The 14,103-nt window shown below is 36.7% G+C and carries 8 protein-coding genes and 1 tRNA gene; 6 read left to right on the forward strand and 3 right to left on the reverse strand.

Going from position 1 to position 14,103, the window contains the following annotated elements; all coding sequences use genetic code 11:
• The first annotated feature begins 364 nt into the window (after window positions 1-364).
• Complete coding sequence (locus NDQ75_RS06800) at window positions 365-1,297, forward strand: hypothetical protein (protein WP_202028625.1); 933 nt, start codon at window positions 365-367, stop codon at window positions 1,295-1,297.
• 664 nt (window positions 1,298-1,961) lie between these two features.
• On the opposite strand, the gene NDQ75_RS06805 is transcribed toward NDQ75_RS06800, so the two are convergent.
• Window positions 1,962-2,043 (reverse strand) — tRNA-Leu (locus tag NDQ75_RS06805).
• A 246-nt stretch (window positions 2,044-2,289) separates the two neighbouring features.
• On the opposite strand from NDQ75_RS06805, the gene NDQ75_RS06810 reads away from it, so the two are divergent.
• Complete coding sequence (locus tag NDQ75_RS06810; protein ID WP_202028626.1) at window positions 2,290-3,678, forward strand: dipeptidase; 1,389 nt, start codon at window positions 2,290-2,292, stop codon at window positions 3,676-3,678.
• 207 nt (window positions 3,679-3,885) lie between these two features.
• Window positions 3,886-4,986, forward strand: a complete 1,101-nt coding sequence (locus tag NDQ75_RS06815) for a DUF4407 domain-containing protein (protein WP_202028627.1) — start codon at window positions 3,886-3,888, stop codon at window positions 4,984-4,986.
• 30 nt (window positions 4,987-5,016) lie between these two features.
• Here the strand turns inward: NDQ75_RS06815 and NDQ75_RS06820 are convergent, their stop codons facing one another.
• Complete coding sequence (locus NDQ75_RS06820; RefSeq protein ID WP_202028628.1) at window positions 5,017-8,718, reverse strand: BamA/TamA family outer membrane protein; 3,702 nt, start codon at window positions 8,716-8,718, stop codon at window positions 5,017-5,019.
• A gap of 64 nt (window positions 8,719-8,782) precedes the next feature.
• On the opposite strand from NDQ75_RS06820, the gene NDQ75_RS06825 reads away from it, so the two are divergent.
• Window positions 8,783-9,955 carry a Pycsar system effector family protein gene (locus NDQ75_RS06825; protein WP_202028629.1) on the forward strand — a complete coding sequence of 391 codons (1,173 nt, stop codon included), beginning with the start codon at window positions 8,783-8,785 and terminating at the stop codon, window positions 9,953-9,955.
• Here the strand turns inward: NDQ75_RS06825 and NDQ75_RS06830 are convergent.
• Entirely contained in the window at window positions 9,948-12,308 is a 2,361-nt protein-coding gene (locus NDQ75_RS06830; protein WP_202028630.1) for a GAF domain-containing protein, read from the reverse strand. The two genes, NDQ75_RS06825 and NDQ75_RS06830, sit on opposite strands and share 8 nt — an antisense overlap.
• Before the next feature lie 96 nt (window positions 12,309-12,404).
• Here NDQ75_RS06830 and NDQ75_RS06835 point away from each other — a divergent pair, with 96 nt between their 5' ends.
• Together NDQ75_RS06835 and NDQ75_RS06840 are read left to right on the forward strand one after the other, a co-directional pair.
• A complete protein-coding gene (locus tag NDQ75_RS06835) occupies window positions 12,405-13,181 on the forward strand; it encodes a DUF3050 domain-containing protein (RefSeq protein WP_202028631.1) in 777 nt (258 codons plus the stop codon).
• 21 nt (window positions 13,182-13,202) lie between these two features.
• The gene (locus NDQ75_RS06840; RefSeq protein WP_202028632.1) at window positions 13,203-14,096 is read left to right on the forward strand and encodes a metallophosphoesterase family protein; all 894 of its coding nucleotides are present in this window, start codon (window positions 13,203-13,205) and stop codon (window positions 14,094-14,096) included.
• Window positions 14,097-14,103: the final 7 nt, after the last annotated feature.

The following is a 14,103-nucleotide window of genomic DNA, read 5'->3' on the forward strand; positions in this document are numbered from 1 at the left end:
GTTGATTTTAGACAGTTATTCGAATGAAATAGTTGTGAAGGCGAATCTGTCAGTAAGTTTGATAGAAATGCCTTGAGAGGGATTAAAAGGTGGGTTCTTTGCGAGGTTCAGGTCCGGATGTGGTCATGGGGTGTTAGTTTATTTTGCTGCTGAACTATATTAAGCTTTTTATTGAAAAGAAATGGAATAAAACTTATTCTAAATGATATTGTTAGCTACTTAATTAAGAGGTACCAAAAAAAAATAAATAGAATAATATTGCGAGCATAACCTTATTAAGCTGAAGTTTTTTATGTTTTACGGAATACCTTAAAATGTATCATATAATTTATTACATTTATAATAATCTCAGTTTTATTTATGAATGAAAAAACTTGTATTGCTACTTTCGATAACATTTTTTATTTGTTGTTCATCCGACAGCGATTCTGATAATTCAGATTTAAAAACTCCTCCAACGAATGAAGACATAAGAGAGCGAATATCCGATAGTTTGCTGCAAGTTTATGGGAATTTTACGGATGATATCAGCAATTTAAATTTTTTATTTGAATATAACGGTAACACCTATATATCTGGAACGAAGTTTGAAAAATTATGGTTAGGGGTTTTTAATAACAATCGTCAATTAGTTTTGGATAAGGTTTTGACTGGTGATGTTGAGAATATATCGGAATTTTTAATTAGATCTAGCCGTGGTATTGAATTTGAATTAGAAGATGATTTGTTTTTCTCAGTTTTTTTAGTAAATAAAAAGTACGAGAATCAAATGAGTAACTTTCCTTATCATAAGTATTTGGTAAGATGTAATATAGAAAATGATTATGTGAATAATATATTTAATTCTTTTGATAGTGATTCTGGATATGAAATTGAAAAAGTAATAGAGTGGTTTGATGGGTCTTATTTGATCTACACCGATACAAAGTTTTATGCAAATTCTACTGTGAAGTCCTTATATGTAGACAGAAAATTCAACTATTTTGAAAACTTGAACTGTGCACCCAGTGAGAATCTTGAAAATGTTAAATTCTTAAGTTGGTATAAATATGTTGTGTTTGGGTCATTTAGAATTGGTTCTAAAAACCTAAAGGAATGTGTGTCTTGGAATATTGATGTATTGAAGGATATTTTTGATTATAAAAGCGGATGTTTTAATTGCAACATAGAATATGAGCTTATATCCTATTCGGAAAAAGAGATAGAATTAAATTATTCATTCATTAATGAATCTAGGAAAGTGGTGTTGGATGCTAATTCTGGGGCTATTATAAGTAATTCTCTACTCTTACATTAGTTTTAACTTAGAAGGTTAAGGTTTCTAGTTTTGTTAGGGATGTTTCCCCTTTTTATGGAAAATGGTAACAGTTGAAAATCGTGTTCTATATATATTATTTCTAACTAAACTTTTACATTATAAATAACACAGTAAGTACACCTCAATTTTCGGATAGGCAAAAACAATTTAGAGCTAAGTACAAAGATTATTCAGATAAGGACATGATGATAGAATTGTAAATGTCCCAGTCCATTCAAATAGAGAAATTAGAAAAGAATAGGTCGAATACTAGTAAGTTGGTTTGGTTTTTTATTGGAATACATATTATTGTTTTTATCATTGCCTTTTTAACAGGTTTGTTATCTGCTTTTTAATACAGCTTAAAAGAAGAACCTAATACTATTAACACTGTTTATTTCCTTCGTAGGTTATTTTCGGCAATTTCAATACAATGAAGATGGGTTGATAAATGAGGATGTTGTAAAAGAAAATACCATACTCTGTTGATTAGACGGAAGAAAGGGCTAAAAATTTCTTGAGAACTTTTTGTGCGGGTGAAAGCCCCGACGCTTCGGGGGAACCTCCTGCCTTGTGCGTTGTTTTGATGATTTATTTTATTTCGTTCTGTCCTTGTATTTATCCCATAAAAAAAAAGCCCTCAATTTCTTGAGAGCTTTTGTTGTGCGGGTGAAAGGACTCGAACCTTCACACCTTGCGGCACTAGATCCTAAGTCTAGCGTGTCTACCAATTCCACCACACCCGCGTTGAATTTGTGGGTGCAAATATAATTGAATTTTTCAATATTCAAACTTTATATTTAAAAAAACTTCTTTTTTTGTACTTTTGAAATCAACTACCTCGGGGAAGGTCTGCCTTTGTTCGAAGACCGACCTACTAGGTTTATTAAAAAAAATAATATTTAACTCATTTCGACAACCGCCTGCCATAATTTAGGCTAGGAAAAGGTCGGGAAATTAAACCCTTATTTTGGGGTTCAATAAAATACTTCATGGAAAACATTAAGTCGTATATCGATACGCATAAAGATCGATTTATAGCAGAACTCATAGAATTGTTAAAAATACCATCGGTAAGTGCAGATCCCGCATTTTCACAAGATGTACTCAATACTGCCGAGGCGGTGAAGGATGCATTGGATAAAGCAGGTTGTGAGCATGTGGAAATTTGTGAAACACCTGGATATCCCATCGTTTATGGTGAAAAAATCTTTGATAAGACGTTACCAACCGTTTTGGTTTACGGCCATTATGATGTTCAGCCACCGGATCCAATAAATTTATGGGATTCACCTCCCTTTGAGCCAGTTATCAAAGAAACCAAAATTCATCCGGAGGGAGCTATTTTTGCCCGTGGTGCCTGCGATGATAAAGGTCAAATGTACATGCATGTAAAAGCATTGGAGTACATGACACAAACGGGAAACCTGCCCTGCAATGTTAAGTTTATGATTGAAGGGGAAGAAGAGGTAGGCTCTGAAAGTTTAGAGTGGTTTGTAAAAAACAACCGGGAAAAGCTCTCCAATGATGTTATCTTGATTTCAGATACGGGAATGATTGCTAAAGATGTTCCGTCCATCACAACAGGTTTGCGTGGATTGAGTTATGTGGAAGTAGAAGTTACAGGTCCCAATAGAGATTTACACAGTGGTTTGTACGGCGGGGCCGTTGCCAACCCAGTTAATGTGCTCACTAAGATGATTGCTGCCCTTCACGACGAAAACAATAAAATTACGGTGCCTGGTTTTTACGATAAGGTAGAAGAACTTTCCGTGGAAGAGCGCGAGGAAATGGCAAAAGCACCGTTTTCTTTGAAAGATTATAAAGAGGCTTTGGATATTGAAGATGTGTACGGCGAAAAAGGATACAGTACAAATGAGCGCGGCAGTATTCGCCCAACCTTGGATGTAAATGGAATTTGGGGTGGTTATATCGGCGAAGGTGCAAAAACGGTTATTGCCAGCAAAGCCTATGCAAAAATCTCCATGCGTTTGGTACCCGACCAAGATTGGCGGGAAATCACCGAGCTTTTTCAGGCATATTTCGAGAGTTTGGCACCCAAGGGAGTTAAGGTGTTGGTAAAACCGCACCACGGAGGATATCCCTACGTAACGCCTATCGATAGTACGGGGTATCAAGCGGCAAGCAAAGCTTATGAAGCTACTTTTGGTAAAATGCCCATTCCGCAGCGCAGTGGTGGAAGTATTCCCATTGTTTCTTTGTTTGAAAAAGAGTTGAAAAGCAAAACCATTTTAATGGGATTCGGTTTGAATAGTGATGCCATTCACTCTCCAAATGAACACTACGGAATTTGGAATTACTTAAAAGGGATTGAAACCATACCCTATTTCTATAAATATTTTACTGAGTTAAGTAAGTAGGCTGTCAAGCAATACAAGTTACGCCCGATTCGGATGCTGTTTCTAAGCATAACGAATTGGGCTTTTTTATTATTTGGATATAATTTCCTAGTTGATCATTCATTATTTTTCTGAAAATCATAGTCCTACAAAAATGTTCTTCGAATTTATTGTAACATTTTAACGGTTTTGGCGTTATATAAACATCAATCAAAAATCGACCGTGTTATGATAAAGAAATTCTTCTGGATGTGCTCTGGGGCAGATACCGAATTGTTGGCGCAATGCTCTAAAGCAGAACAAATAAAACAAGCTGGAATTGGGGGGACTGTATTTTTTACGGCTATTATGGCCACGATTGCTGCCAGTTATGCCCTCTATACCGTTTTTGACACCGTTTATGCAGCTATTTTCTTCGGATGTATTTGGGGCTTGCTGATTTTTAATCTTGACCGATTTATTGTTTCTACCATTAAAAAGAAAGGAAACGTTAAAAGTGAAGTTTTTCAAGCTATTCCAAGAATTATATTGGCTGTAATCATTGCTATTGTTATTGCAAAACCGTTGGAACTGAAAATTTTTCAGAAGGAAATAGACAGGGTGTTGTTGGAAGAAAAAAACCAAATGACGCTAGATAACCAATTACAAATAGCGCAGCAATTTACGCCGGAAATTGATAAGCTGAATTCTGATATCGCTGTTTTAAAGAATGAAATTGCCCAAAAGGAAAATGAGGTTAACAATTTATACGGTACCTATATCGCTGAAGCGGAAGGAAGGGAAGGTACTTTAAAAATTGGCAAAGGACCTGTTTATAAAGAAAAGCGAGAAAAACACGATGCTGCCTTGGTAGATTTTCAACTGCTGAAGAGAGAGAATAACGAAAAAATACAACAAATTGAAACGCAGATTGCAGCACTAAAGGAATCACAAACCGCAAAAGTGGCCGATACACAACCTACGATAGACGGTTTCGACGGACTAATGGCGCGGGTAAATGCATTGGATAAGTTGCCATGGTTGCCTTCTTTCTTTATTTTTCTTCTGTTTTTGGCCATAGAAACGGCACCTATCATTTCTAAATTGCTAGCTCCAAAAGGAGAATATGATATAAAATTGGAAGATGCCGAAAACACTGTAAAAAGTTGGGCAGACCAAAAGGAATATCAACGGAAACAGCAATTAGCAGCGGATGCTATTATAAACGATAAAGTTTATGAAGAACTGGCTTCCGAAGAAGAACTTTATCAATACAAGCGTAAACGTGCCCGTGAAGTAATGCAATTGCAGGCTGATGCGTTTTATGAACAGCAAAAGAATACGCTTTAGCAGAATCCTTTTGCTGTATTATGTAGTTGCTTAAAAACTTACACCAAGTTTAAAAGCAAATCGATTGCCTTCTACCGAGTTAAAATAGGAAAGGTCTAAATTTATGAGTCGGCTACCGATTACATAAACACCACCACCAAAGGAATTATGCCATTTTCCAGAGGTATCATTCTTAACCCAAACCCGACCGGCATCTGCACCGCCATAAACTCCAATTTGGAGCGGGAGCAATCTGGTTTTAAAAGAATTGAAGGTGTAACGCACATCTCCATTGAACACCAAATTATTTTTACCTGTAAATCGGTTGATACGGTAGCCTCGTAATCCACTATTTCCACCGAGAAAAGGAGCTTGGTAGAATTCAAAATCATCGCCAAAGTTCAAATGGCTTTGAACATTGGTTTTTAATACCAGTTTATGGTCCTTAGAAAGTCGGTTATAAAAACCAAGTTGTGGCTTTAGAAACCCAAAATTGGCATCAGAACCAGAAACACCTAGCGTATAACCCGTTTTTACATCGAATATCATACCGCGACTGGGGTTGATGTCCAAGTCGTAACTTTCGTAGTTATAACCAAGCTCTAAAGTGGTGAAAAATTTCCAATCATAGAATTCTTCAGGATTGTTTAAATCGGTGATAAAACGATCGTCCACATCATCCACTTCAGCGCCTTGAAATAGAATTTTTGCGGAGAAATTACTTCCGTAGGGGGATCTTCTTACAATTCCAGCATAAGCAACAGCATCAGCTAAGTTTACACGATAGTAATCCATTCCGAAGGTATCTTCGTTATTTACGGTTTCGTTTCCAAAACCAAAAAAGTTTCGGGCAAAGGTAGGGGTGTTAAATTGTCCCCCGAAAGCAAAATTAAATCCATTGAATATACCCGCAGCTTCGCCGTCATATTTCAATTCTATACCTTGGGTTGCAAAATGGTAGCGGGCAGCAAATTTATGTTGTGTAGAGAAAGGGTCTTTTTCAAATCCATAATTGGTAAGCGTTAAATTTGCTCCCAGAATAACTCCAGCATCAGGGTTAAAACCAACACCGGGAACCATGGTGTACGTAGAATATTTCGACTTATCGTACACAAAAATATTATTTTCATACACGTCTGAAAATCGTTCTTTGGCGCCATTGTTTACTTCTATCGTGTTCTTTTTGGACTTATAATCGTATAACCGCACTTTTCTGCCTTCATTGATGCGAAAAGTATCGTTGTTTTGTCCGCCAATTAATCTTACTAAAATAGTTTTATCACTTTTTCCGTTGACTTCAAAAACATCCTTATCATCCAAACCGTAAATCCATATTTCGTTAGTGATATCTTTACGGAATGTCTTATCGACCATCAAATCGGCTTTTTCACCATCTTTAATTCGATAGATTTTAACATTGGTTTCGTCTTTTCCGCTGCGGGTTACTTCAATAAAATCATCTTTATCGGTAGCAGTAAGCACAGCAAGCTTATTAAAAATTTTAAAATAGTTTTCAGCAATGGTGTCTAAAAGCTTTTTACGCTCTTTTAAAACCGTTTTAATTTTTGCTAAGGATTCATCGTTCTGAAGTTCTTCAGGAACTTTTGTGAAGGCTTTATCTATAACGTCGTCTGTTAAATTTTCTTGAATGAATTTAGCTTCAGCAAGCCAATCTTCTTCAGTGCTATTTTTTAAAAGAATACGGTCCATAGGCATGGGCTCTGTATTGAACCATTCCAAGTTGTTAAGTTCGGGTTGGTAGCGCTGCATCATTTTTGCAGGGGCAATTAATGTTCTAATGGAGCTTAAAAAAGCGCCATCAAAATCGGAGAAAGCTTGGTCCCTATCCCGTGGGATGGGTCTAAATGTTATTCCTTCTTCGGTTTCAAACTCTGCCCAACGCCATTGGTCGGTATGCCTGTCCCAATCGCCAATGAGCATATCGAACAATCTGTTTCGGATGTAAATTTTCTCGTCCAATTGGTATTTTTCATCTTCTCTAAGTTTTGCGTAAAAGTCGTCGGTACTTTCTATGTTTTTACTGAAACCAAAACTTTCTAGGTTGTCGTGTTCATCAGCAGGTCTCTCTTCTATCATATACAGTTCGTCACCGTATTCATCATTGTATTTGCCAAGCATTTTTTGCTTCGGAATATAAAACAACTGCGGATTGGTGTGATAAATACCAAGCGCTTTGGACATGGTTGGAATTGGGTATGCAGCATAGGGATATGCAGCGGTATAGAAGTCCAGTAAAATTTCCTCTGGCAGCGTTTGGGTAAGGTCTTCCGTTGCTAAAACTTTATCTTTGAGCACGACAGTTTGTAAAAATTGCACAGCACTTTTCTTTAAAGCCCTCATATTGAATTCACGACCTTCTTTGTCTACCAATCGTAAAGTTTTCGTTTGGTGTCCGCCTCCCATTCTAATTGGGGTTAATCCACCATAGAGGGTGTCGAGCAAGGCTACTTTTGCTGTGATTTTTTTTCCGTACTCTTTTCTGTAATGTTCGCCCCAGAAAGAGGAATAAGCATTGGAGACTTCCGTTTCTTCTTTGGTGTAAACAGAAGTTTCTACGGTTGCTGGATAGTCCACAGGAGGATACTCCACTTCGATTTTTTTGTCTTTGGAATATACTTCTTTTTGAAAGGCTAACTTAGGTTTGCCATTTTCTTGCGCATAAAAACGAACCCAAGAAGAACCATCTTTAAAAACATCGAGAACAGCAAAACCTTGGGAACCAAAAGTGAATAAAGCATCTCCAGTTAATCTTGCCGCGGAAGATTTAGATCCCGCACCACTTATTATTTGTTTGATGTTTTCTTTTTCAATGTATTGAAGCGAATGTTCGTGCCCGGAAACAAAAACCACGTTTGCTGGGGCTTCTAAAGCGAGGGATTGTAGTCTTTTGGAAAGTTCTTTATAACGTTCGTTTTGGGCATCTTGAATTGAAACCCCACCTGATTTTCGAACATGGTTTACTAGCGATGCCACTCCAGGAAGTGGTATTTTTTTCTGAGTTGGAAATAATTGTTTTTCCGCAGCAAAATGACCACCGTGGGTCCCATAAGTCATTAAAGGATGATGGATAGCTACCACAATAGTTTTTCCCTCATTCTTCTTCAGCATTCCTTCAAATTCAACAAAAAACTTATCTCGGGTTTTTATTTCGCAATCATCATTTACGGTAGGATGTCTGTCCCAGTCTTCCAAATACCATTGAGAGTCGATAAGTATAAGGTAAACATCATCGGAAATTTCAACTTCATCCAAACCACAAACATCACTGGGCATCAAGCCCTTTTTAACATTCAAGGCATCTTCAATATAATCTTCTTCACGTTCAATTCCTTTCACGCCTTCGTTATACCAATCGTGATTACCAGGAATAAAAATAGTTCTTCCTTTAAAATCTTTTATGGATTGTAACTGTGTGTCCAATCGGTATTCGCTGGCCTTGCGGTCTTTGCTTCCTTCACCAGGCATTCCTTCTGGATAAACATTATCACCCAAGAAAATAGCAAAATCTTTTTCCGAGCCTTCTTTTACCGCTTCAGAAAAAGCTTTTAGACCGGGTTCCATGCCGCCTACTGGTGAGTAGCCCGCATCGCCAATTAAATAAAAACTACGTTCAAGTTCTTTATCAGTTGGGTAGTTAACCATTTCTTCGTCAGCATACTGTGCTTTGTAGGTAGCACAGGAAAAAATTATAAAGGAGCAAAACAATGGGAGGTAAAAACTTTTTTTTATCATATTTAGAATGTAGAAGCTTTGTATTTTTGTATTATTATAGTAAATAATTTTATTTTAAAAAAATATGTTTGATATCGTTGAAAAAGCAAAAACATACGTTTCTGACTTATTAAGCACTAAGTTAGACAAAAACTATCTATATCATAACCTTAGACATACCCAAAGAGTTGTTAAAAGTGCAACGATTTTAGCTGAAAATCTGTCAATTTCTGAAAAAGAAAAGGAGATTCTCTATCTAGCTGCATGGTTTCACGATACGGGTTATACTGTAACCAGTGAAGAACATGAGCAAGAAAGCTGCAAAATAGCAAAATCTTTTTTAGAGAAAAAAATCTATAAAGAAAATGATATTGAAAAGGTGTGTGAAACTATTATGGCTACCAAGATGGGGGCCGTACCAAGAAACATTATTGAAGAAATTTTAAAGGATGCAGACAGTTCTCATTTGGCAAAAGAGAGTTTCGAGAATACTTCAGAAATGCTTCGCCAGGAATTAAAAGAACGTGGGGTTGCACATTACGATATTACAGAATGGCGAAAGTTGAATATTAAAATGCTGAATACCCAACACCGTTACTACACGAGTTATGCGCAGGAAGAATGGGATTATGGAAAAGAGAGCAATTTGCAGGATCTAATAAAGAGAGAGGAAAAGGTTGAACGACGCGCTAAGAAAGAGAAATTAAAGGTAAAACTTAAAAATGATAGTCCGTCCCGCGGCGTACAAACCATGTATAGAACGGCTTTAAGAAACCACATGAAATTAAGTGATATCGCCGATGCGAAAGCCAATATTTTACTTTCTGTAAATGCGATTATAATTTCATTGGCTTTGGCCAATTTAATTCCGAAATTAGATAGCCTTTCCAATCAGCATTTAATTTTACCGAGTTTGGTTTTGGTTATTTTTAGCGTTGTTTCTATAATATTTGCTATTCTTTCCACAAAACCTAATGTTACGGGAGGAGAGTTCTCCCAAGAGGACTTAAAATCACGAAAGGTGAATTTATTGTTTTTCGGGAACTACCATAAAATGCCTTACAGAACCTACCAGGATGCCATGAATGAGGTACTGCATGATACCGATTATATTTATGACCAATTAACGAAGGATTTATATTACCTAGGTGTTGTTTTAGCGCGAAAGTACAGGCTTTTGAGAATTACGTACATCATTTTTATGATTGGAATGATAAGTTCCGTAATTACCTTTATAGTTGCTTTTACAACTATTTAGCGAGTTCTTTCATGAGATCGTTATAGGTTAGCGGACTTTTATTGTCTTCATACTTATACATAATTCCAGCTGAAAGTGCTTTTAAGCCGCTCACGCCTTGAAGGTCTTCCAACTCGTTGATGACTACATCGTCGTTTAGGATGCCCTTGGCCTGTAATAGTTTGATGTATCTTAAATATTCCTCTTCATCCTTTTTTTGGGAATATATAATCGTCATTTTACCAGGTTGGGTAATCCTATCTTGAGTGCCACGTATATGAGCCTTGTCAATTCTCTTTTTTATGATTTCGTAGCGCGCATTGTAAGTACCATCTACATCGAAATGCTTTTCATCCATCCTGAATTTTATGGATAGAGGGGTGTTATGCACCAAAATCAACGAACTTACGTCCAGCGGGATTTTTAAATCGGGCTTTAAATTATAATAGGCATTTTCCATAAAGCACATGGTTTCCAGTTGCCACAATTTTAGGTTCTGGAGGTAAACATCGCTAAAAGGCTTTCCGTTGGAAATAGACTTCCCAATGTACATGGTATGCTCTACACCATCAGTTTTGTAGCGTTCAAAGAAATGTGGGAACATTTTTTGTGCTGACTGCTGTTTTTCATCGATAATCTTTGCCATCCTTTTGTTGATGATGGTTACCGTTTGGTCGTAGTCATTTCTGCAGTCGTAAACCATCCCCGTGGTTTCGTTGAGCTGATTTACATATTTTTCAACCATTTCGTTGAGCGACGCATTAATGGTTTTTACTTGTTCCAGCGCAGGATGGATTTCTTCAAAAAGAAAATCGATTATGTTTTGCTCGGTACTGGTTTGAAAGTTTTCTTCTACTTCTTGTAAATAGCTGCTAATCCTAAAACTGTATTCTTCATAAATAGGCATGTTGCCTTCTTTAACAGCACTTTTAAATATGTTTTTTATAAGTTTCAGCTGTGTGTACAAGTCTCGTTGGGTAGCTTCGTTCCGCGCATCAGAAGAATTTTTAATATCAATTTGACCGTAGAGTGGATAAACATCTTTAAAGGCAATGTCGCCGAAAGAAACCATGCTGCCTTTGTTCTTTTCCCTTAAGAATTTTTTGGCCTCCTTTACAAACTTCCACTTAACACTTTCGTGAATAGAAGTACATTCATTCTGAATAACCGCCTCAATTGTATTTTTATTTTCCGTTTTATTGCGCACTACAGCCGCCGTAATATACGGCATCACTTCATGTAATTTATTGGCATTGATACTATTTAGCTCATGTTTTTTATGGGATACCAATTCTAGAATACCCAAGAGTTCGCCCTCATGAGCTACAGGAACCAAAATGGCACTTTTAAAACCTTGAGTAGCTAAAGTACCGTAAGGAGCTGCGCCGTTACTTACCTTATCATATTTTTCAACATCGGAAATAGCGAAATGATGCTTGTCTTTCAGCAGAGTTTTGTAAGAATTATCACAAAGTATATTCTGACATTTATCATCAGATTTTTCATGCAGCAAAAAGCTGGGCATGTTTTTGGTTAATTTCTCTAAGCTATTGGCATCATCATCATAACTGGAAAAACCTGTTTGCAAATTTTTTATTCCGAAGATAGAACGAAAGATATTTTCAAACTTATGAAGCAAAATTGTATCATGCGAGGTTTGCTCCAATAGTGTAGTTTTCAGATCGGAAATAGAATTGTCTATCGTAACATCAAACAAATTAGAAATTACAAATCCTTTTGCCAACCAACTGTTCGGTGGGAATTTTTCTTTCCAAAGGGAAATGTCATCAAAACCATCAAGCAATTCATCGATGTCTTCCTCATTAAGTTCAACAGCATTTTCGGTAGGGGATAATTCCATAAAATCGGCATTGTACATAATTCTGTAATGCCTTATTATCCCATTTTCATCTGGAATGTCATAGTACAATGGTTTCTTGTACTGAACATCAATTTTATAATAAAATGAAAGAATTACCGTACATTGAAGAATGTACATTTGATCTTCAGGAATGTTACGGATACTGGAATTATAATCCTCTCCAGCTCTTTTTATAATATCCTTAAACCTTGTTGATGCTTTAAAAATACGGTCATCAAAAGGAATTCCAATCGTTTTTATTTCGTTGGATGAAAGCATGGGAGGAAACATATCCTGCGTGATAAAGTCAATTTGCTCCTTGTAAGCATCTAACGAGGATAAATCTTCTATACCCTCAATAAGTTCGGGATGCTCTTCAGCGACAGCAAGAATCTTTTTTGCCTTTTCAGAAAGCAAATTATTATCGTTATCAGCCTCTGCTTTGTAGTGTTCTAAAAGCTTTTTAAAACTTACCTTAATGGTCAAAGGCGAATGTGTAGCTTCATACTTCATAATCTAATATAGGCAAATTTTAAACGCTCAGTCGTTAAAAGAACGTAAAACTTGCACCAACGTTTACTTAATAATACTTTTGCGCAAAAATTAGCTATGATTCAAAATGTTATGGAAAAAATAGCTCCGCAAAGAGCGGAGTTATTGAGCCATCCACTTTACGCCAAGATACAAACACCCGAACATTTAAGGGTATTTTTGCAACATCATGTGTATGCCGTTTGGGATTTTATGTCGCTATTGAAAGCGTTGCAACGCGAGCTTACATGTACAAATTTACCTTGGAAACCCATTGGAAATCCGAAAACGCGGTATCTAATTAACGAAATTGTTTTGGGTGAAGAAACCGATGTGGATGAAGAAGGGAATTATATGAGTCATTACGAAATGTACTTATTGGCCATGGAGCAGTGTGGTGCCAATACACAAACGGTTGAAGATTTTATTGGCTCTGTAAAGACTACTGAAGAAGTTTTAAATATTTTGAAAAACAGTGATTTATCACCTTCGGTAAACAATTTTCTTCGCTTTACTTTTGATTTGATTGCGGAAGGAAAACCTCATAAAATTGCTTCGGCTTTTACCTTCGGAAGGGAGGATTTAATACCAGATATGTTTACTGCTATTTTAAAAAATATGCAGCAGGATTTTCCAAGCCTAGAGCTAAAAAAGCTTATCTATTATTTTGAAAGGCATATTGAAGTTGATGGAGATACCCACGGACCTTTGGCTCATAAAATGATTGAAGAACTGTGCGGCAGCGATTCAAAAAAATGGGAAGAAGTTACTACGGTTGCCAAAGAGGCTTTAAAAGCGCGAATTGATTTGTGGAACGGAATTGAAAAAGAAATTACGCATAGCCTGCCTGTATAAATTATTTGTTTAATTTTAGGCATGTCTACTCGTAAACGGTTTGATAAAGCCTATAAAAACGCACCGGTCATTGAATTTGATGATACTTCAAAATTCATCATTTTTAGTGATTGCCATCGGGGCGACAACAGTTTTGCCGACGATTTTGCGAATAATAGAAATACCTATTTTCACGCGTTAAAGCAATATTACAAAGCGGGGTTTTCTTACATAGAGTTAGGGGATGGTAATGAGCTTTGGGAAAATCTTTATTTCAGCAGTATTTTTGAATCGCATAAGAATATATTTTTTCTTCTGAAGGAATTTCACCAACAGAACAGGTTGCACCTAATTTATGGCAATCACGACATGGTGTACCAAAATCCAAAAACGGTTGAAAGTCACTACGGAAGCATTATGGATGGTAAAACGGGAGTTAGGGTTCCTTTTTTTAATGACTTAGCATATCATGAAGCCATTTTATTAAAACACAAAGAAACCGGCCAAGAGCTTTTCATGGCACATGGTCACCAAGCTGATTGGTGGAATTACAACTTTTGGAAACTTAACCGATTGATGGTTCGTTTAATATGGCGACAGTTGCAAGTAGTGGGGATTTCAGACCCTACAAGTCCGGCAAAAAACAATATCGAGTTAATAAAAGTTGAGAGGCGTACCAAAAAATGGATTGCAGAAAACAGCAATATTTTTACCATAACAGGTCACACTCATAGACCTCGTTTTCCTGAACCTGGAGATTTACCATACTTTAATGATGGTAGCTGTGTACACCCACGTAGTATCACCGGACTAGAGATTGAGAATGGTGCAATTTCTTTGGTGAAGTGGTACGTAGATACTTCCGAAGAAGGTATTTTACAGGTGGTTAGAAGTGTTTTGGAAGGGCCTCAGCTACTTAAAAACTATATTATTTAACCAACCG

The sequence above is a fragment of the Galbibacter mesophilus genome (assembly GCF_023721415.1).
Lineage (GTDB): Bacteria > Bacteroidota > Bacteroidia > Flavobacteriales > Flavobacteriaceae > Galbibacter > Galbibacter mesophilus.